The 17673-nt window shown below is 44.6% G+C and carries 25 protein-coding genes and 1 pseudogene; 24 read left to right on the forward strand and 2 right to left on the reverse strand.

Annotated elements, in window-relative coordinates:
• Positions 1-31 precede the first annotated feature (31 nt).
• From NQS30_RS03090 to NQS30_RS03170, 17 genes and pseudogenes are all read left to right on the forward strand, one after another.
• The gene (locus NQS30_RS03090) at positions 32-331 is read left to right on the forward strand and encodes a hypothetical protein (RefSeq protein ID WP_218791352.1); all 300 of its coding nucleotides are present in this window, start codon (positions 32-34) and stop codon (positions 329-331) included.
• A complete protein-coding gene (locus NQS30_RS03095) occupies positions 328-669 on the forward strand; it encodes a hypothetical protein (protein ID WP_218791351.1) in 342 nt (113 codons plus the stop codon). The genes NQS30_RS03090 and NQS30_RS03095 overlap by 4 nt, the downstream gene beginning before the upstream one ends.
• The gene (locus tag NQS30_RS03100) at positions 662-838 is read left to right on the forward strand and encodes a hypothetical protein (protein ID WP_164461506.1); all 177 of its coding nucleotides are present in this window, start codon (positions 662-664) and stop codon (positions 836-838) included. Before NQS30_RS03095 ends, NQS30_RS03100 begins: the two co-directional genes overlap by 8 nt.
• Positions 839-1246: 408 nt before the next feature.
• Positions 1247-2446 (forward strand): hypothetical protein, encoded by a 1200-nt coding sequence (locus tag NQS30_RS03105; protein WP_232603437.1) that lies wholly within the window; start codon positions 1247-1249, stop codon positions 2444-2446.
• A 47-nt stretch (positions 2447-2493) separates the two neighbouring features.
• On the forward strand, positions 2494-2637 hold the full coding sequence (locus tag NQS30_RS03110; protein WP_223203794.1) for a DUF5659 domain-containing protein: 144 nt from the start codon (positions 2494-2496) through the stop codon (positions 2635-2637).
• Between the two features lie 20 nt (positions 2638-2657).
• Positions 2658-3152, forward strand: coding sequence for a hypothetical protein (locus NQS30_RS03115; protein WP_218791350.1), 495 nt, complete (start codon positions 2658-2660; stop codon positions 3150-3152).
• A gap of 127 nt (positions 3153-3279) precedes the next feature.
• Positions 3280-3507 (forward strand): helix-turn-helix domain-containing protein, encoded by a 228-nt coding sequence (locus NQS30_RS03120; protein ID WP_025853904.1) that lies wholly within the window; start codon positions 3280-3282, stop codon positions 3505-3507.
• Entirely contained in the window at positions 3504-3716 is a 213-nt protein-coding gene (locus NQS30_RS03125) for a hypothetical protein (protein ID WP_110085454.1), read from the forward strand. The genes NQS30_RS03120 and NQS30_RS03125 overlap by 4 nt, the downstream gene beginning before the upstream one ends.
• Before the next feature lie 131 nt (positions 3717-3847).
• A complete protein-coding gene (locus tag NQS30_RS03130; protein WP_039063552.1) occupies positions 3848-4048 on the forward strand; it encodes a hypothetical protein in 201 nt (66 codons plus the stop codon).
• On the forward strand, positions 4027-4395 hold the full coding sequence (locus tag NQS30_RS03135; protein ID WP_095352699.1) for a hypothetical protein: 369 nt from the start codon (positions 4027-4029) through the stop codon (positions 4393-4395). Before NQS30_RS03130 ends, NQS30_RS03135 begins: the two co-directional genes overlap by 22 nt.
• Positions 4392-4874, forward strand: coding sequence for a hypothetical protein (locus tag NQS30_RS03140; protein WP_218791349.1), 483 nt, complete (start codon positions 4392-4394; stop codon positions 4872-4874). Before NQS30_RS03135 ends, NQS30_RS03140 begins: the two co-directional genes overlap by 4 nt.
• A 10-nt stretch (positions 4875-4884) precedes the next feature.
• Positions 4885-5538: a hypothetical protein gene (locus tag NQS30_RS03145; RefSeq protein ID WP_095352701.1), complete on the forward strand. Its 654-nt coding sequence runs from the start codon at positions 4885-4887 to the stop codon at positions 5536-5538.
• A 35-nt stretch (positions 5539-5573) separates the two neighbouring features.
• On the forward strand, positions 5574-6281 hold the full coding sequence (locus tag NQS30_RS03150; protein ID WP_218791348.1) for a hypothetical protein: 708 nt from the start codon (positions 5574-5576) through the stop codon (positions 6279-6281).
• 75 nt (positions 6282-6356) lie between these two features.
• Positions 6357-6578, forward strand: coding sequence for a hypothetical protein (locus NQS30_RS03155; protein WP_095352703.1), 222 nt, complete (start codon positions 6357-6359; stop codon positions 6576-6578).
• Positions 6575-9394 (forward strand): phage tail tape measure protein, encoded by a 2820-nt coding sequence (locus tag NQS30_RS03160; RefSeq protein WP_218791347.1) that lies wholly within the window; start codon positions 6575-6577, stop codon positions 9392-9394. The genes NQS30_RS03155 and NQS30_RS03160 overlap by 4 nt, the downstream gene beginning before the upstream one ends.
• Positions 9395-9647: 253 nt before the next feature.
• Positions 9648-9950 (forward strand): hypothetical protein, encoded by a 303-nt coding sequence (locus NQS30_RS03165; RefSeq protein WP_095352705.1) that lies wholly within the window; start codon positions 9648-9650, stop codon positions 9948-9950.
• Between the two features lie 216 nt (positions 9951-10166).
• Positions 10167-10259 (forward strand): annotated as a pseudogene (locus NQS30_RS03170) (iron-sulfur cluster assembly accessory protein); the annotation flags it as partial.
• 141 nt (positions 10260-10400) lie between these two features.
• Here the strand turns inward: NQS30_RS03170 and NQS30_RS03175 are convergent.
• The gene (locus NQS30_RS03175) at positions 10401-11162 is read right to left on the reverse strand and encodes an SDR family oxidoreductase (RefSeq protein ID WP_122504172.1); all 762 of its coding nucleotides are present in this window, start codon (positions 11160-11162) and stop codon (positions 10401-10403) included.
• A 376-nt stretch (positions 11163-11538) separates the two neighbouring features.
• Here NQS30_RS03175 and NQS30_RS03180 point away from each other — a divergent pair, with 376 nt between their 5' ends.
• The 7 genes from NQS30_RS03180 (at position 11539) to NQS30_RS03210 (ending at position 16509) form a co-directional block, all read left to right on the forward strand.
• Positions 11539-12078 (forward strand): GNAT family N-acetyltransferase, encoded by a 540-nt coding sequence (locus tag NQS30_RS03180; protein WP_025285210.1) that lies wholly within the window; start codon positions 11539-11541, stop codon positions 12076-12078.
• Positions 12079-12336: 258 nt separating this feature from the next.
• On the forward strand, positions 12337-12909 hold the full coding sequence (locus NQS30_RS03185; protein ID WP_007408715.1) for a hypothetical protein: 573 nt from the start codon (positions 12337-12339) through the stop codon (positions 12907-12909).
• A 67-nt stretch (positions 12910-12976) separates the two neighbouring features.
• The gene (locus tag NQS30_RS03190) at positions 12977-13312 is read left to right on the forward strand and encodes an uberolysin/carnocyclin family circular bacteriocin (protein ID WP_003151973.1); all 336 of its coding nucleotides are present in this window, start codon (positions 12977-12979) and stop codon (positions 13310-13312) included.
• 82 nt (positions 13313-13394) lie between these two features.
• The gene (locus NQS30_RS03195; RefSeq protein ID WP_124692750.1) at positions 13395-15050 is read left to right on the forward strand and encodes a hypothetical protein; all 1656 of its coding nucleotides are present in this window, start codon (positions 13395-13397) and stop codon (positions 15048-15050) included.
• Complete coding sequence (locus NQS30_RS03200) at positions 15043-15747, forward strand: ABC transporter ATP-binding protein (protein ID WP_015240505.1); 705 nt, start codon at positions 15043-15045, stop codon at positions 15745-15747. Before NQS30_RS03195 ends, NQS30_RS03200 begins: the two co-directional genes overlap by 8 nt.
• Positions 15744-16271, forward strand: coding sequence for a stage II sporulation protein M (locus NQS30_RS03205; protein WP_025285208.1), 528 nt, complete (start codon positions 15744-15746; stop codon positions 16269-16271). Before NQS30_RS03200 ends, NQS30_RS03205 begins: the two co-directional genes overlap by 4 nt.
• A gap of 16 nt (positions 16272-16287) precedes the next feature.
• Positions 16288-16509: a DUF5970 family protein gene (locus tag NQS30_RS03210; RefSeq protein WP_003151978.1), complete on the forward strand. Its 222-nt coding sequence runs from the start codon at positions 16288-16290 to the stop codon at positions 16507-16509.
• A 61-nt stretch (positions 16510-16570) separates the two neighbouring features.
• Here the strand turns inward: NQS30_RS03210 and guaC are convergent, their stop codons facing one another.
• Positions 16571-17551: a GMP reductase gene (guaC, locus tag NQS30_RS03215; protein ID WP_015240502.1), complete on the reverse strand. Its 981-nt coding sequence runs from the start codon at positions 17549-17551 to the stop codon at positions 16571-16573.
• Positions 17552-17673 lie beyond the last annotated feature (122 nt).

Consider the following 17673-nt stretch of genomic DNA (forward strand, 5'->3'; position numbering starts at 1 on the left):
CGAATTACTTACAACTAAAGGAGGAAATAACATGGAGAAAATCAATATCACACACTTTTATTTTATGGAAGAAGGCAAGCGGATTGAGGAGACAGTCGAGGCTATTGATCTTGGTAACGGCTGCGTGTTCACAATGACCGGCATTTACTCGATATATGACGGTCCACATGGTCCAGAAATCGGCTGGCACTCCGAAATAAGCGAAAATGTGATGTATTCAACGCCAAAAAATGGACGCATTCCGGGGTTAGAGGAGATCGCAGCCATGTCCGCGGTCGAGCTTATGTTGTTCATGGTAGGTAAGTACGGAAAGGAGATGCTGCCGGCATGAGCCAGTTCCAAGCGCAGAAGGTGCATCTGGTCCGACACGGATCGGCGGATTTTCCCTATAAAGAAACCCACGACGCCTATTTAATCGCAGCGGATACGGTAGCATTGTGCGACTTTGATGCGTGGGGCGGCGGCAGATTTGCGTTTTACGACACGGGCGGCCTAACGCAAAAGAATGACGGATACCACTTGTACGACGATGCACACCCGGAATCGTTCTCATTTGAATTCGCTAAGGCTACGGCGGCCCTAAAGATGCTCGACGGCCGCGAAATAATAGACATGAGTGTCGCGCAGTTCATGCGGATGTTTTTCACGGGAGGCGAAAACCGTGTATAAAGTAGGCGAAACTGTGCGTTATTGGGGAACGCGGTCGGAGGGCCTGACGTGGTTATCAGCCGAAGCCATGACCGGTAAGATAATCGGCCGGCAGCACGAAGAGCGGATCTATAAGATCGAGGGACAGTCGGGAACTGTTCACGATGTTCCGGAAAAGTTAATTGATTGATGTTCCGCAATAAAAGCCGGTTAAACGCAGGGCCGATATGAAAATTGCGCGAAAGTGTCCGCGGCTGCATCTAATTAAGTGCGTCCTGTTCCGGAAATTTATTCGCAGTTAATAAGTGGGAGGTCGATGACGATGCTTAGAAGAGGAACGAAGGCGGAAGTAAAACATGGCGCCCGGCTCCGCCGTCCGCAGATATTTATTCTAATACCTTTATCGCGATTAATGTATCCGCAACGACTGTCCTTAAAGGAGTTGCTATGTTTATCAGAACAAACGTGATAAACGAACACTGCAAGCCTTGATACGTAAGGGTTTGCGCGTTTTTTCCGTAAAGAGAGAAACGATAAAAAGCGGTAATGAGTAGCTCTGCGTCATCGCTTTAATTGACTAAAGAAAAAGAGGTGTATCATGAACATAACAGTAATTGACTCGATAATGGGAAGCGGAAAAACAACGTGGGCTATCGATTACATGAACAAGGCTCCCGCTGACCATAAGTTCATTTACATTACGCCATTCCTTAACGAAGTAGATCGTATTAAAGAGTGCGTCACCGGCAGGAAGATGTACGAACCCAATAATCGGAACGGAGAAGGATCGAAGCTCCGGTCATTAAAGGAATTAATCGCGGATGGGTACGACATAGCGTCTACGCATGCTCTCTTCAGATCGGCCGATGATGAATTGATCTCTTTGATTGAAGAAGAGGACTATACACTGATTTTGGATGAGGTCATGAATGTGGTTGAGCGGGCCGAGATCGGGAAGGCGGATATATCTGCGCTCATGACAAGTGGGCTAATAAAAATCGAGAAAGACTCGAACCGTGTCGTCTGGATAGATAGCGGATACGATTCTGGAAGATTCAATGATATTAAGATGCTGGCCAACGCGGGGAACCTCTATAAGTTTGGCGAGGGAATGTTGGTATGGACTTTTCCGCCCCACGTCTTCAAAGCGTTCAGCACTACGTATGTTATGACGTACTTATTCGACGCGCAGATACAAAGATGCTATTTTGACCTTTTCGATATACCTTACTCAAAGCAGTCTTTAAATGGTGGGGAATTAGTGACTTATGATCGGCTAACCGAGAAGCGCGAAGATGTTTACAATCTCATAAACTTGTATGAAGGCCCTTTAAATAATATTGGGGAGTCTAGGAACGCACTAAGTTCGAACAGACTTAAAAACTATTCTCCGAGTGTCATAAAAGAGATAAAAAACAACCTTAATAACTACCTAAGAAACATCATGGGGGCAAAAGGAAAGGAAATCCTTTGGACTACTTTAAAACAGAAAAGAGATTCGCTGAAGGGTCCGGGGTTTACAAAAAGCTTCGTAGAATGGAATATCAGGGCCACCAATGAATATTCGGATAGGTCAGTGCTTGCGTTTATGTATAACCGGTTTATTCGGCCAGAAGAAAAGAAGTTTTTTGAGGGGCAGGGGCGAAACATCACTGTGGACGACGACCTGCTCGCGGTTTCTGACTTACTTCAGTGGGTTTGGAGGTCACGTATCAGAAACGGGCAGCCCATCAGCCTATACTTACCTTCTTCGCGAATGCGTTCGTTGTTGGAAGCGTGGGCTTCTTACGAAATTTGATAGGAGGCGAGAAAGTGGACGTACGCCCGACAAAAGCTGTACTGAGTATGAAAATTGCACGGTGCTTAATAAAGAAAGGGTACGAGCTGATTGATATAGAGCCGAGTATAAAATATAAGGAAAAACTTGTGTTCATCTTCAAAAACACGCCGCAACTAGATGAGGAATTCAAAGCATTCAGTAGAAAATAACTTCATAAGGGGCGAATCAATTGGGGCAGCCGAAAAATATCAGCCAAAATTTTAAAAACCCAGGAGAAGGAGCCGTCGAATTTGCGATAGGGTTTGTCAAAAATAAAACGAGAGCAGAAGCTCTGCCGATAATAAAGCGTTTGCTTCAAGGTGACGTACACGACGCGGGTGACAAGCGGATTAAACGATGCGCGTACTGCGGCTACTACTATAGGGATCAAACAAAGCCAAATAACAGCAAGACATGCTCACAGTTCTGTAAAACAGATCTGGATACTTTAAGAAGAAAGAAGAAAAACGCAGATAAGGCGTTACTTACTTCGGATAAGTCGTTGAAGAAAATGGAAAAACTTTACGTGTGGTGGTTGGATTACCCTTTTTGGATTAGTGAGCGAGAAATGATAAACCGGTCTTGGAAGCACGAGAAGCCCGTAACCAGCGAAAAGTTGGCGATGCATGACGCTGCTAAACAGAGAGATAAGGGGTTCGGTGGCAAGCGGGCCCCAAAACGTTAGGCGGTACGTTTTAGCCGCAGTAAAAAAGTATATATGAAGGCAAAGCACTAGGCTGGCGCTTGGTGCTCTTTTTTATGCCATTTAGTGAAGTTTTATTCACTAACTAGGAAAACGAGGGGGAGGCAAGGTGCTAACTGAGACTTCACTGTATCAAATTCGAAAAGTTTATCGGCTATCGCAATATGACGTCGCCAAGATTACCGGGGTTTCTGTGCCAATGGTTTCCATGATCGAATCCGGCCACCGGCGGCTTCCTGAAAAGGTCGCTACTCGATTTACGGAAGCGTTACAGCTCACTCCGGAGAAGATTATCAAACTAGTTCAGTTCTACGAGGAAACGGAGGTGCCTCGGTGAATGAGCTTTGGAAGCTGGATAAAGGGTGGATCGCCGGATATACGGAGGATAAAGATCTCATACGACGCGTGAAGAGACATAAGAAGGACTGGAAGATTATTGCGGATTACATCAAGTACGGGCGGCTGATCGGCGTACACTTCAAAATACCGATTGAGCAGCGGCGGCCGGCGGAAAGAATGTTCGATACGAGGTTATCAAATTCTTAACAAAATAAACGCCTATTAGCCTTTATTAAAGCTGCATTACTGTTCCTATTCGAAAGTGAAAATGACGTCTAATTTCGTGCGTTTTACAACAAAAATCTGTTTATTATGACCACTAATAAGGAGGCATTCGCTTGTATGAAGTTTTCATCTATGTAAAGCCCGAAGAAGTGCTCACGGTAGATGCAGAAACCGGAGAAATTTTGCGGCGTGTGACTGGCTGTCATCGAGATTTACTAGTTTCACAGGCCATTCTTTACAGTCAAAGTGTCGATGAATTACCGAAAATCGTTTATCAAAAGGAGGATTCCGCATGTATTGCGTATCAAGAATGACCGAATTTTGGGGGAGTTACGGAGAATCAGGCGGCTCATACATCCGAGAGGCAAAAGGCGGGAGCTTTACGGGGTTGCTGCCCGGCCGCATCGCACTTATCGAACTGGATACGGAAAGAGGAACCTATATTGTAACGGGTCGCGATGGCGGAATCATAGCTATGTCGACCATCAAAAGGAATAAGAAGGCCAGTGACACCGATTTCCGACGTGTACTCCTTGAAGCGGCCACCGATGCCGCAATACACTTCGGCGCCAAGAATGCGTTTGTGCTACGCGGATCGGAAAGAATGCCGTTAGATGAGTATGAGGCGGAATTATTTGCGGAAGAGAAGGCGGACATATGAAGCATACACTCTATATCGCGAAGGTGGGCGACGAGAAACGGTCGGCCTACGCTTACATCGTTACAAATTACGAGGGCATACAGTCCGCCGGCCATTTCATCACTGCGGGCAAGCGCAGGCACGACGGCCGGCTGACCGATCATATCGCTTTTCAGCGCGCTTTACGAGCTGCATCGGCTTTAGCGGGCGTTGTCGACCTAACGATCGTCTTTGACCACTCGCTCATTGACTTGGCATTCGAAATGGTTGCAGCAGAGCGTCCGAAGTACCCAGCCATCCATCAGAATTCTGTACGTTTGACCGGCCGGTTTCAGTCGCATGAATTTGCGTCGACAGATTTTAACGAAACGGGAGCGTGTCCGGAAGAAGTTTCCGTAATGGATGATGCGATGGAGGTTCTGGGTAATTGCCGGACGTTTAAGGGGCGTTTATTACTGCTGAAAAATTGCCTTTTCAACAATAAAATTATCATTTCTTAGGAGGGGTACGATGAAGTTTAAGTATTCAGGTGAACTCAAAGAAAAATTGTCGGAGCTTGAGGGACTAGAGGAGCAGAAGAAAAAAGCACTCGAAAGGCTTCAGGAACACGACGAAAAGTTAGCGAAGGAGCTTCAAAAGGCTGAGGAAGATTTGAAAGCGGCCACAATGGAACTAGCGCTCGACGCATCTTCAGCAAAGAGAACGAAAGAGCGTAAGGCGAGAGAAGCCGTTACATCGCTGCGGTTGGAAGTTTCGGGCGGATCCGAGAGGAAAACGTCCGTTAAGCAGGCGCACGAACAAAAGATACACGCGGTGAAAGAAGAGATCCTCCGGAAGTTATCAGATGAAGTAATTGCACATAAGAGCAAACATGAGCAGGCAGCGCTTGACCGTGTACGTAAAGCTAAGATGGAATACTTAGAAGCCGCAGCCAGTTACCACGATTTAATTGATATCCAATGCCGACAAACATACTTCGATATAGGACGACAGATAGGCGAAGCGCAATTCGCTACCTATGACGGGCTATTCGAAAGGTACAAACCGAGAATTTACGTCACAGAGCCGACCTTCACGTATAGACCTAACGGGACAAACCCATACGGGATCATTGAGCCGGAAATACACCGGGCATGGTTAAAAGGAGAAATCCCCGCTGAATAAACAACCAGTAAGACAAAATAAAGGAGGACTTTATAATGAATAGATTTGAAAAGATGAGCCAGAGTTACGCGCAAATGGAACAAATTCGTGAATCAGTCAAAGGCTTGGTTAGGGAGGCTAAACAGGGTTTTGAGAGGCGCGAAACGGAGATACTTCAAGACGTTACCCTTACACATGTAGGCCAAAAACAGCAACTAGATAAGGTGCGTGGTCAATATTTAAACCAACTATTAGGGCAACTTCAGAGTGCTAAAAAGGAATTCGATAAGACTTCCGATAATGCGGTCGCTTTTGCGGATGAAATCCTTCTCGCCGAGCCCGAAAAACCGTCCGCAGCAGCAGAAGCCGAATTTGAGCGACGTCTTACCGCCCTGAAAACGGATACTGTACTGGCGGCAAATACTAAATCAGGTTTGAGTAAACTAGAAGCTTTCGTCAACACGATTGATAACCCGTATTTTGCTCGGAAAATGATGGCTGAGTTTCCGGCGTTGGCAGCCTCTTTTGTTAATAAAGACGTATCAAGCCAACTAAAGCTCGGCCATATAAATACGAAGCTGACAAATGTGGCGTCTACCGAAGAACAAAAACAAGCTCAACAGATTAAGGAATCCGCATTGAGTAAAAAAGATCAGCCACTTATTCCGGAATATGATCAGTATTATAATGTTGCGACTAAAACGTTCGGCCATCAGGTGGCTGACTATCTCCGTAATCCAGAAGCGTATTCCAGCCAAGAGTAATTTAATAGAGTACGAATCAAGCAAGGGTGTCCGAAATGGGCGCCCTTTTTATTTTACCTAAAAGGAGCGGATGAGATGGGAAAAGTAATTCCTTTTGTAACGAAAGAAGAAGCGGACAGAGTCGCATACGCAGTCGGTGTTATCGAATGGGTGACAGAAAAAGTCCTTAAAGGCGACGGGGATTTTACAGACGAGCAGGGAGAAAAAATAGTCGAAGCAACTAAGGTCTTAGATCAATACAGCGCAGAGGAGATTGTGCTTTTCTTCAATCGCTCGCAAGAAGGCGATAAAGAATGAGCGGAGCGACGGTAGGTGAGATCCGGGCGCGCCTTGTACTTGATATGAATGACTGGTCGCGGAGACAGACGCAAGTCAGGGGCGACATGACGAGAATGGGACGATCAGCCGAAAACTTGTCGAAGCAAATGGGCCTCATCCAAAAGGCTTCGCTTGCGGTCGGAGGCGCAGTCGTAGCCGGTATCGGTGTTTCCGTTAAAAAAGCGGCTGACTTCGAGGAGGCCATGTCGCGAGTTAAAGCAATCAGCGGCGCGACCGGTCAGGACTTCGAAGATCTGAAGAATATCGCGGCTAAGATGGGCGCCGAAACAAAATACACCGCAGTCGAGGCAGCCGAGGGTCTTCAATACCTCGCGATGGCGGGCTTCAGCGTAAAAGCGCAAGTGGGGTCGTTGCCGGCCGTGCTTAACTTGGCTGCGGCTTCGGGCGAAGGGCTCGGACGTTCAGCGGATATCGTTTCGAATATCATGACCGGCTTTGGCATTAAAGCGGAAGACTCCGGGCATGCCGTTGACGTACTCGTAAAAGCGATGACGACGGCCAACACGGATCTACCGCAATTAGGCGATGCAATGAAATTCGTCGCCCCTGTCGCGCACTCTCTCGGTTACTCCATCGAAGATACTGCGACGGCCGTTGCGAAAATGTCAGACGCCGGTATTCAGGGATCGATGGCGGGTACGGCGCTTCGTGCGTCACTCTTGCACCTTACGAATCCGGTAGGGCAGTCGGCAAAGGCGATGAAAAAGTACGGCATCGAAGTAAAGGACGCGCACGGAAATTTAAAGCCGATTCCAGAGCTCGTCGGCCATATCTCGAAACAATTCGAAGGGATGACGTCGGCGCAGAAAACGGCCGCGGCGGCACAGCTCGTGGGAGTTGAAGCGGCTTCCGGATTCGTTACGCTTTTGGGCGTCGGAGAAAAGGGACTGCGCAACTATTCGAAGTCGCTGAAGGAAGCCGGCGGGACAGCGGACAAAGTAGCAAAAACGCAGATGGATAACCTCAAAGGGTCATTCGAACAGTTTACGTCTGCGCTTGACGGTCTCGGAATTGCGATCGGTAACGAGTTTTTACCTACTTTCCGAAAAATTGTCGATACCGGTACGAAGGTGGTCGAGTTCCTTAGCGAACTGAATCCGGGAATCATTACGACGGGCCTCGAAATGGCGGGCGCGGCGGCAGCTGTGGCGCTGGTTGCGTCGTCCATGATGAAACTCGGAATCGCAGTGCGGGGTTTGTTCGTTGCGATGGGTCCGGCCGGATGGGTAATCACCGGGCTTTCGATTCTTGGCGGCTTATTAGCCGGTGTCAAGTCCGGTTATGACGAAATGAATACCGTGAGCTTAGAATCGGCTGAAGCTAAGCAGAAGGAAGTTGAATCGCTTAACGATTTATCTGCGGAGTTTGAAAAACTTCAGACTAAGACAAAATTGACTGCGGATGAATTTGCGTATTACCTCGATTTGAACGACCGAATTAAAGCGGAAACGGATTCCGACGCAATTAAGCGTATGAAGGAAGAGCAGGAAGGGCTGCGTAAGAAATCCGGACTGACAAACAGTGAATTTGATCGCTATCTGTCGCTTAACGACAAGGTTTTAGAGAAGGCACCGCAAACAAGCGCTGCGATCACCGATCAAGGTAATGCGTTCGCGAAAAATACTAAGGCGTTAAAGCGGCTGACTGAGGAAAAGGCGGAAGATCTGCGACTAGATCTGGAAAAGCAGAAAAACCTCGCAAATAAAAATTATGAAGACAACCTAAGTAAGCAGAAGCAGCTTACAGGAGAAATAAAAGACCTGACAAAAGAGAGACACAAAAGCGAGAGTGAGGTAGCGGATCAGCTTGCTCTAATTGAAAAAACTGAAGGGAATATAAGAGACGCTAAACTCGAAGGAAACACGAAAGAAGTAGCTTCACAAGAGACTGTCCTTGAAGTTCAGAAAGGGACCTTAAAGACTCTAAGAAGCCAATTAGACACCAGCTTACAGAAAATTTCAGCTAAAAAGACCGAGCTTGGTAAGGTGAATGAAGAATTATCTAAGCTGGATACTATTCGTCAGAAAATGATCGACCTTGAGCTCCGGCAAGTTGGATTAACCGCGAAAAAGGGCGAAGGTGTTAAGGTACTCAACGAAGAAATCGGCCGTCTACAGGCTGCAAGAGCAAACCTTGTCAATAACACCAATGCGGCGGACAGAAAGAAGAAGAAATATAAGGATGCCGTAAAAGCGATCGACGACGAAATAGCTAACCTCCGGACTGCTAAGGGGCGCGTTCAAGATATCACCGAAGAAGCACAACGGATGAACAGCGAGCTTGGCAAAGATGTAAACAAAAAAGTTCTAGTCACGTATAATACGGCCGGCGAAGAGATTAAGATTTCGAAGAAAACGTTTAAGAAAACGCACGGTCACGGAGGTCAGGAAGTAGCCTACCACACCGGCGGCATTATCGGCCTCGGACAGATCAATAAACTTCACATCGGCGGATTAGCGTCTCAATTCGCTAATCCGATGAGCCACGAAGTCGATATCCGGGCCCTACGAAACGAAATGGTGCTTACTGAAGCGCAACAGGCGAATCTTATGCGGATGATAGACGCAGGACACACGACGGGACTCGGAGGAGATTCTGGCTTATCCTCGGATATGCTGCGCGCGCTCGGATCGATTGAGCAGGCGATTAAGACGAAGGGTGGCGCTCCTATCGTGATGGATAGTGAAGTTGTTGGCCGTATTGTAGAGCCGCACATCAGTCGTATTCAGCAGGACGGATATGATTTAGAACGGATGAGAGACGGGAGGTGGTAGCGTTTGAGTAATACAGATTTTATAAAGAAAATCGCCCCGGATGCGCAGAAGATATTTGTAAATTATAAAATCCTCGCAAGCCTTGTAATCGCACAGGGATGTCTCGAAAGTGCATACGGAACCCTAAAGTAACGGAACTTTTTGCGGGCGCTTGCGTATGAATACGTAGGTGTCCGTTTACATAACGAACAGGTATTGCGGAAAAAGTTGGTCGGATAGTATAATTTAACTACGAATAGGGGAGGCGTGGAATTTGGTTAAATTTATTCAATGCGTTGGATTTGCTATACTTGCAGTAGGTATTATCGCGTTTTTGTATCTTGGATTCGGCTTGAAAACATATACACCGGGCTTATCGGAAGGCTATACGTATGCCGAACCGCATCCGCTACGGTGGATTTACGCCACGGCTTCCTTTTTAGGATCGGCTTTCTTTGGCAGCGTGCTGATCGGGCTAGCTCGTATTTTACACCACAAGGAATCCGAATCTAGTTACATTCGAGAAATACAAAGCGATCTCCGCCTGATGAAAGCGCGCGAGGGAATTACGAAATGATAAACAGCCCCGTCCTTAACCGGATGGGGCGTTTTTTTGTGCACATGTGGACAACAACGCTTGTCATTCGAGGAAAGTTTGGGTATTATGTTGTTAACGAGATTCGTCGCTAGGAATATGCGGCGTTAACAATCTAACCGAACAATAACAATCGTACAATGCGTATATAAACGTTGATATGATCGAGTTTTCATCTAACGTAAACTGATCGTATGATTCACCATTGACAACCCGAATGCCATCGCTTCCTGCGGCTGCGGTTCATCTTTCCGCACGGCCAAAAACGCCGGTACGCCGGAAGAGTGCTAAGGGTCAACCCGCCATTATTAGGATGAAAAAATATGACGTCTTTCTTTCGGTGGCGCTTGCACCATTGTTAAAAAAGGCGTTTATCTGTTTAATAAAAGGAAAACCCGCTCAACAGAAGCGGGTTTTCCTTTTTCAAAGAGGTTATTCGATTGTATGTTTCATCGCATGGTACATATTTGCCGTATGTTCATCGGCTTTATCCCGTGACATGCGCAGCCGTTCTTCTGAAGAACCATATCCGATTTCTTGTTTGCCCTCTTTCAGTCCTTTAAAAATCCCATCAGCGAATTCATCCAGCGGTTCCCCTTGCGTATGCAGCCCTGCTCCGCCTAAATCTGTATTCACCGCCGGAGGCGCAACTTCAATCACTTCTACAGATGAATCAGAAAGCTGATGTCTCAGACTCATTGTAAATGAATGAAGCGCCGCTTTCGTTGCTGAATAGATCGGTGCAATGGCAAGCGGTGTAAAAGCCAATCCCGAAGAGACGTTAATGAAAGCCGCATCTTCTTTTCCGGCAAAAAACGGAGCGAACAGCATAGACAGGTGGAAGGGAGCTTCAATGTTCGTTGTGATTTCTTTATTGAAATAGTCCCAATTGTCCTTCGCATCCGCTTTCAGCACATGAAAACGTTGTTGAATCCCCGCGTTGTTTACTAACACATTCACTTCCGGATAATTTTTTTTCACCCAATCAAACAGTGATATACGTTCAGATGGAATGCTCAAATCACTGACATATGTAATAAGTTCCGGGTATGTTTCCTTTGCTTTTTGAAGAGCGTGCTCACGCCGTCCGGTCACGATGACTTTATTTCCCGCTTTTAAAAACCGTTCTGCGAAAGCCAATCCTATTCCGGCATTTCCGCCTGTAATCAGTATTGTATTTCCCGTCAGTTTCATATTAACTCCTCTTTTCCGATTGTTTTTACATTTCTTTGTCAACATTTCAGCTTTGATCCAATCAATATATTCATCCCGCAAATAGGCATGAAATAAGACAGCAGTGATTCTGTAAAATTGATTTTTAGATCATCGGGAAACCCGCCAAAACTATTCTTTCCTTGTCACAATATGATGATACGGCTTAAAGCACGGTTTAAGTCAACAAAAGAACCTTGTGCTTCCGTTTCGGTTACTCACATCAGACATAGGTCACGAAAGGAAAGGTGAACGTAAAGTCTTGGAATTTTCTTGATGCGATAAAGCGTACCGTATCATATGGGTGAGAGGCAATTAAAAAAACGTTTCTGATCAAAACAAAAGGACGGCGATGCATATGCAGGAAGGAAACAGCGTTGATATCAGGCCGCTCAGCTTGAATGATGCAGAGCAGGAACTGGTTTTGCAGAGGGAGAACCGCATGTTTTTTGAACGGTTTGCCATGTCGAGACAAGGGGATTTTTATACGCTGGAAGGCCGGAAAAAACGAATTGAACAATCACTGAAGAATGCGGAAAATGATACTGAATACAGCTTCGGCATTTTTCTTCAGGATCAGGCCCTGATTGGCACGATCAGCCTTTTTCAGGTGGTTCGGGGTTCCCTCCAAAGCGCTTTTATCGGTTATTTTTTAGATGGCAAATATAACGGGAAAGGCTATGCGACGAAGGCTGTCAAGCTGGCAGTCGATTATGCATTCAATGAGCTGGAACTGCATCGGATAGAAGCCGGAGTCATGCCGAACAATAAGGCGTCAATCCGGGTGCTCGAAAAAGCTGTCTTTCATAAAGAAGGCATTGCGAGAAAAAAAGTAAAAATAAATGGAAAATGGGAAGATCATCAGGTGCTGGCGATCATACATCCGGAGGATACATGACGATATCCTCCTTTTTTATATCCTGCGTCTCTTTCGACAGGTTCTTCCTAAAACTTCAAATCAATTGTCTAAATCATACTATTTGCAAATTCGAAAAAAAATAAAGGGTACATAGCACCAAAAACTCTGAAAGATGTGCTCTTTGTCAACACGTTCTAAAGTCATATTTTTCGAAAGGATATTGATTTTTTGATAGGATTAAACTAAATTGTAAAAGTATAGAATAGTTAATTTATTTTGTAAGAAAAGGATGATAATATGATAGGTCAATTGAGCAATAAAAAAATATTTTTAAGTTCTTTTTTCATCATTTTGATCTGTTCATTACTCTTCCAATTCAGTATTTCAGATAAAGTTCTGCAGTCGTATTATTCTTCCGTCGGAGAAAATACCTACGATATCGGGGAGAAAAGTGTTCGTACGATTGTCATGTTTCTGCAAGGGTTTATGATCTTCACAACTTTTGTGGAAATTCTGATAGGCGGATTTCTGTTATTCGTTGCCGCTTTTATTCTCGGTACAAAAAAACCGAAAAAAATATATTTGCTTCTATATACGCTGACTTCTTTAATCTCGGCATTTAAAATGTTGATTCTTTCAGTTGTTAACTACTTAACGGCTGATTCCTCGCTTATATATTCTGCCGGCGGCACCAGCTTGAGTCTGCAGCTGCTGGATCCATTTCTGCTCATATCAATCGCGGCTCTTTATGCTGCTGCGGGAAAACTGACCGATCTCAGTAAAGGCAAGAGAATCATTTTGACTGGATGTTTTGTTTTACTAAAACTCTTTACTATTTTCTTAAACTATTTTATGGCGGATAAAATTTAGCTCGGGAGAGAGTCAATTAAGCTGAATTTTATTATAAATTAAAAAAACAGAGTAGGGAGATGTTATGATGAACTTAGTAAAATCTAATAAAAAGTCTTTCATTTTGTTTGGCGCGGCTCTTGCTGCAGCAACATTGGTTTATGCACTATTATTAACGGGAACTGAATTAAACGTGGCGGCGGCTCATGCATTCTCAGCCAATGCTGAATTAGCTTCAACTCTAGGCATCTCTACAGCAGCAGCTAAAAAAGCAATTGATATTATTGATGCGGCATCAACAATTGCTTCTATCATTTCTCTCATCGGTATCGTTACAGGCGCAGGCGCGATTTCTTATGCAATCGTTGCAACAGCAAAAACAATGATTAAGAAATACGGCAAAAAATACGCAGCTGCTTGGTAAAATCGATCAATAAATAATTGCTCTTTTTGTACAAGCTGCAAAAAGAGCCTCTCTCCCAAATACATATGTAAGGATTGAAAGTATGATAGTCAAACAAATTGCGGCTCTTATCAAATATAATACCCTGTCATCGTTTCGAAAAAGAAAGGAAGATTGGGGCATTCCTCAACTCAACAGCAAACTGCTGTCTGCCATTATTATTTCTCTGTTATGTTTATATCTCGTTTTCCTGGGATGCGGTGTTGTATTCGGGACAAAACTGATTCAGCTGCCCCTCAGCGCATGGGGGCAATTTGTTTTAATCGCCGTTTCACTTGAGCAGCTGTTTTGGGCTGCCGGCTTCTTTAAAGAACACCACAATGCCTTTCTGCTGGATACGCGCAAGGTCATTCATCAATTAAAAAAGGTTCGTTTTTTACAGCTGTTTTCTGTTTTTGCCGGCCAGGCGATCAAAAAAACCATTTTCGTATGGTATCTTTTTGTTTTTCCGGTCTTTTTGTTTTTATCAAGCGCAGGCATGACCGGGTCTGCGGCGGTCATCGTATTTTTCTTGGGCTTCGTTTATTTTCTTCTCAATTTATTTTTATCTATGCTGTTTTCTTATGTTGTTTATCTTCTTACAAATATGTGGAGCAAATTGTTTTACTTGAAAATCATGAAAGGCATTTTATTCAGCATCAGCTTGCTGGTTCCGCTTGCAATTGGGTATGCCGTTTATCTTCTCGTGTTTGGGGAGTATACCGCAAAGGATATTTCAAGCTTTACGGAGTCACCGGCTTTCCGGAACATCCTCATGAATACGCCGTATGTATGGTTAGCATTCCGCTCACATTCCGTGCTCGTTTTCGCTGCGGTGTTTGCGGCCGCCGTCCTTTTAACGGCGGGGATGTTTAAACTGTGGTCGGCCACGCTGAAGAAAATGGACCTTATTCCTTATATGTTTTTGACAAACGCAGATTTTGCGCCAAAGCTGAAATTATATAGAAATAACAAAATATTTCATGCCGTTTTTCAAAAGGATCTGCTGTTCTTATCGAGAATTGACGGGTTTTTTATCAGGAACTTCGGCAGTATGATGTATTTGTTCATGCTGTTTTTAGGTTTTTGTATTCCGCTTCTATCGCATCATTTTATCGGGTATTCGGCAGCCGCCATCGTGTCTGCGGCGGTTATCATTGCGAACTTTTCGTATCAGCTCGTCGGAGATGCGCTCAAAACAGTATTATCAGTTGACGGAGAAATAAAAAATCAGCATCTGTTTCACCGGAATATCAAACATGCGTGGCAGCTGGTGTTTCCGAAAGTATGTATTTATAATCTCGCCGCTCTTATCTATTCGTTCATCATCACCATTTTGATTACGGTGTTTTTTCCGTCTTCCGCTGCGCTGACGATTTACTTGTTTATTGTGTTTTTATGTTCGGGTTTTTTATACAGTCTTGTCCAGATTTCAAGCACCGCCCTGTATCCTAAGAAAAACTGGGAGCATATGTACGAAATTGGAGAAGCGGGGAAAGCAAAGACGTATAACAACTTATACGGATCTTTCATTTTCATTGTGTCGCTTCAAATCGCTGCGATCACGTCGTATTTTATCTATAAAAAGCCGGAACTTGAAACGATGCTTATTCATTCTGCATCAGGTATTTTTGTCCTGTTCACACTATTAAACTATGGAGTCATGTTTCTGTTTCTTCGCAGAATCAATATGGCGGAAAGGTTTGCGAACAATGATTAAATTAGTGAATATACAAAAAAACTATAGTGAAAAACAGGTGTTGAAAGATATTTCGTTTGAGGTGAAAAAAGGCTCAATTTATGCTTTGCTGGGGACTAATGGAGTCGGGAAAACAACGACTTTGAAAATCATTTCGGGCCTGCTTAAACCGACTTCAGGCAGCGTCATGATTGACGGTAAGGAACTGGATTCAGAAGAGGGGGGGCAAATATCGGCTGATATCGGTTTTGTGCCCGACCATGCCTTTTTATATGATTACTTAACGGGAGTCGAATACCTGCGTTTTACAGCGGAGATGTTTGAAGTACCGTCTCAGCGGACAAATGAGTATATAAAGAATATGTTAGAGACGCTGAAGCTTGCTCAAGACGGAAATCAGCTGATTAAAACATATTCACATGGAATGAAACAAAAATTATCAATTGCGGCTGCGCTCATTCATCAGCCAAAGATATTAATTCTTGACGAACCGCTGACGGGCATTGATTTAATCAGCGGTAAAACGATACGGACGTTATTAAAGGAGTACGTCAAGCAGGGGCATACGGTCCTGTTATCGACCCACCTGTTGGAGCTGGCGCATTCGCTGTGTGATACGATCGGTATTATACATGAAGGCGTTTTTGCTGCGGAGTATCAGTCATCCGAGCATTCATTAGAAGAGATTGAAGAATTGGCTGAGAGTATCTATACATGATGAACCGCATGTTGCCGGCAATCAGGACGTCCGTCATTCCGTTAACCGCGTCATTGCTGTTTTTTTCAGGCGGTGTGATCGCTGCGTTTTTTTCCGATCACTTTGTTTCAACCGCGTCTTACAACGGCTCGTCAGGCGCGGTTGAACTGCTGAAAAACAATGCAATCGCTTGTCTGTTTTTAGCCGCGGGTTTTTTTACCTTTGGGTTGACCTCAATCTTTTATTTATTCACCAACGGGTTTATTTTAAGCGGCTCTATTATAGAAAATCTGCATAGCGGGGTTCCTTTTTATCAGATTTTTTTACTGCTAATTCCTCATGGTATATTTGAAGTTCCCGCGTTATTATTAAGTGGCGCCATTGGTTTTAAGGGCGTTGAATTGGTTATCAGGCTGTGTTTTTCTAAGGAAAAAAAGATAATGGCTTCAATGTTCAGGCATATTGGAATATTGGTGCTCATAATTATTTGTCTGCTGATCGCCGCTGCCATTATTGAAGCTTACATCACACCAATTTTTAAGTAAAAGGGGCAGAAATCATATGAGAAGTAAATTATCATTAATCGGTGTGCCGATTGTTATGATTATCGGTTATATCATTTCTTTATCCTTTGAGTGGCTGTTTCCTGTTCTTACTTTTGGGGTGGCAGGACTATATCTCTTTATATTTGCTCCGGTGCAAAATAAATTCATTCGTTACATCTTTTTGTTTATTTTTGTGATTAATCTGTTGGCCAGTGCGGCTCTTTATTTCGGTATTTAATGAAAAAAATGACATTCATATTGAATGTCATTTTTTTATCTTTGAGCGGCCCTGCTGCGTGTTAAAATCTGTCGCCGTTGAAAATAGAGTTTTTTACGATCACGTAGTCGACATTACGAATGGCTTCGAGTGTATTGCCGCCGGCGTAAGAGATGGAAGATTGCAGATCCTGCTCCATTTCAACCAGCGTGTCCTGTAAAGACCCTTTATGTTCGACATGCATTTTTTTGCCTTCGACGTTTTTCTTTTCGCCTTTTTGAAATTCAGAAGCGGAGCCGAAATATTCTTTGTACAGCTTTCCATCGATTTCGATCGTTTGTCCCGGTGATTCTTCGTGGCCGGCGAATAATGATCCGATCATGACCATGGATGCGCCGAATCGGATGGATTTCGCAATATCGCCGTGCGTGCGGATGCCGCCGTCAGCAATGATCGGTTTGCTCGCCGCTTTCGCGCACCAGCGAAGCGCGGCTAATTGCCATCCGCCGGTTCCGAAGCCGGTTTTAATTTTGGTGATGCAGACTTTCCCGGGGCCGATTCCCACTTTTGTCGCGTCAGCGCCCGCGCGTTCCAGCTCCCTTACGGCTTCAGGCGTCCCGACATTCCCTGCGATGACAAAGCTTTCCGGGACATGTTCTTTAATAAATTGAATCATGCTGATCACGGCATTGGAATGGCCGTGCGCGATATCAATGGTAATATAATCCGGCACAAGCTCCTGTGCTTTCAGCTCCCGGATGAATTCATAATCATTTTCCTTCACGCCGACACTGATGGAAGAAATCAGTCCGCGCACTTTCATATCCCGGACAAAAGCCAGGCGTTTTTCCGGCTCGAAGCGGTGCATGATATAAAAATACCCGTTTTCCGCGAGCCAGGCCGCGATGTTTTCATCTATAATCGTCTGCATGTTGGCCGGCACGACCGGAAGTTTAAACGTGTGTCCGCCCAATGTAACTGATGTATCACATTCAGATCGGCTGTCCACAATGCATTTTGCAGGAATCAGCTGAATATCTTCGTAATCAAATACATTTTCCATATATAACACCCCTAAAAGCGAATGATAGAATTAAATAAAATTAAAATGTTCGTCTTTTTATAATGTACTTTGTTTTGTCAGGAATGTCAAATGATTTCATGCTGCCTCATATGCGGTCAGCT

Source organism: Bacillus sp. B1(2022) (assembly GCF_040259625.1).
GTDB lineage: Bacteria > Bacillota > Bacilli > Bacillales > Bacillaceae > Bacillus > Bacillus velezensis.

Coding starts and splice junctions, on each gene's coding strand:
- NQS30_RS03095 (WP_218791351.1), top strand. CDS start 328: ATGAGCCAGTTCCAAGCGCAGAAGGTGCATCTGGTCCGACACGGATCG.
- NQS30_RS03200 (WP_015240505.1), top strand. CDS start 15,043: ATGATTAAATTAGTGAATATACAAAAAAACTATAGTGAAAAACAGGTG.
- NQS30_RS03090 (WP_218791352.1), top strand. CDS start 32: ATGGAGAAAATCAATATCACACACTTTTATTTTATGGAAGAAGGCAAG.
- NQS30_RS03195 (WP_124692750.1), top strand. CDS start 13,395: ATGATAGTCAAACAAATTGCGGCTCTTATCAAATATAATACCCTGTCA.
- NQS30_RS03185 (WP_007408715.1), top strand. CDS start 12,337: ATGATAGGTCAATTGAGCAATAAAAAAATATTTTTAAGTTCTTTTTTC.
- guaC (WP_015240502.1), bottom strand. CDS start 17,551: ATGGAAAATGTATTTGATTACGAAGATATTCAGCTGATTCCTGCAAAA.
- NQS30_RS03105 (WP_232603437.1), top strand. CDS start 1,247: ATGAACATAACAGTAATTGACTCGATAATGGGAAGCGGAAAAACAACG.
- NQS30_RS03150 (WP_218791348.1), top strand. CDS start 5,574: ATGAATAGATTTGAAAAGATGAGCCAGAGTTACGCGCAAATGGAACAA.
- NQS30_RS03110 (WP_223203794.1), top strand. CDS start 2,494: ATGAAAATTGCACGGTGCTTAATAAAGAAAGGGTACGAGCTGATTGAT.
- NQS30_RS03145 (WP_095352701.1), top strand. CDS start 4,885: ATGAAGTTTAAGTATTCAGGTGAACTCAAAGAAAAATTGTCGGAGCTT.
- NQS30_RS03155 (WP_095352703.1), top strand. CDS start 6,357: ATGGGAAAAGTAATTCCTTTTGTAACGAAAGAAGAAGCGGACAGAGTC.
- NQS30_RS03175 (WP_122504172.1), bottom strand. CDS start 11,162: ATGAAACTGACGGGAAATACAATACTGATTACAGGCGGAAATGCCGGA.
- NQS30_RS03205 (WP_025285208.1), top strand. CDS start 15,744: ATGATGAACCGCATGTTGCCGGCAATCAGGACGTCCGTCATTCCGTTA.
- NQS30_RS03135 (WP_095352699.1), top strand. CDS start 4,027: ATGTATTGCGTATCAAGAATGACCGAATTTTGGGGGAGTTACGGAGAA.
- NQS30_RS03140 (WP_218791349.1), top strand. CDS start 4,392: ATGAAGCATACACTCTATATCGCGAAGGTGGGCGACGAGAAACGGTCG.
- NQS30_RS03180 (WP_025285210.1), top strand. CDS start 11,539: ATGCAGGAAGGAAACAGCGTTGATATCAGGCCGCTCAGCTTGAATGAT.
- NQS30_RS03160 (WP_218791347.1), top strand. CDS start 6,575: ATGAGCGGAGCGACGGTAGGTGAGATCCGGGCGCGCCTTGTACTTGAT.
- NQS30_RS03190 (WP_003151973.1), top strand. CDS start 12,977: ATGAACTTAGTAAAATCTAATAAAAAGTCTTTCATTTTGTTTGGCGCG.
- NQS30_RS03210 (WP_003151978.1), top strand. CDS start 16,288: ATGAGAAGTAAATTATCATTAATCGGTGTGCCGATTGTTATGATTATC.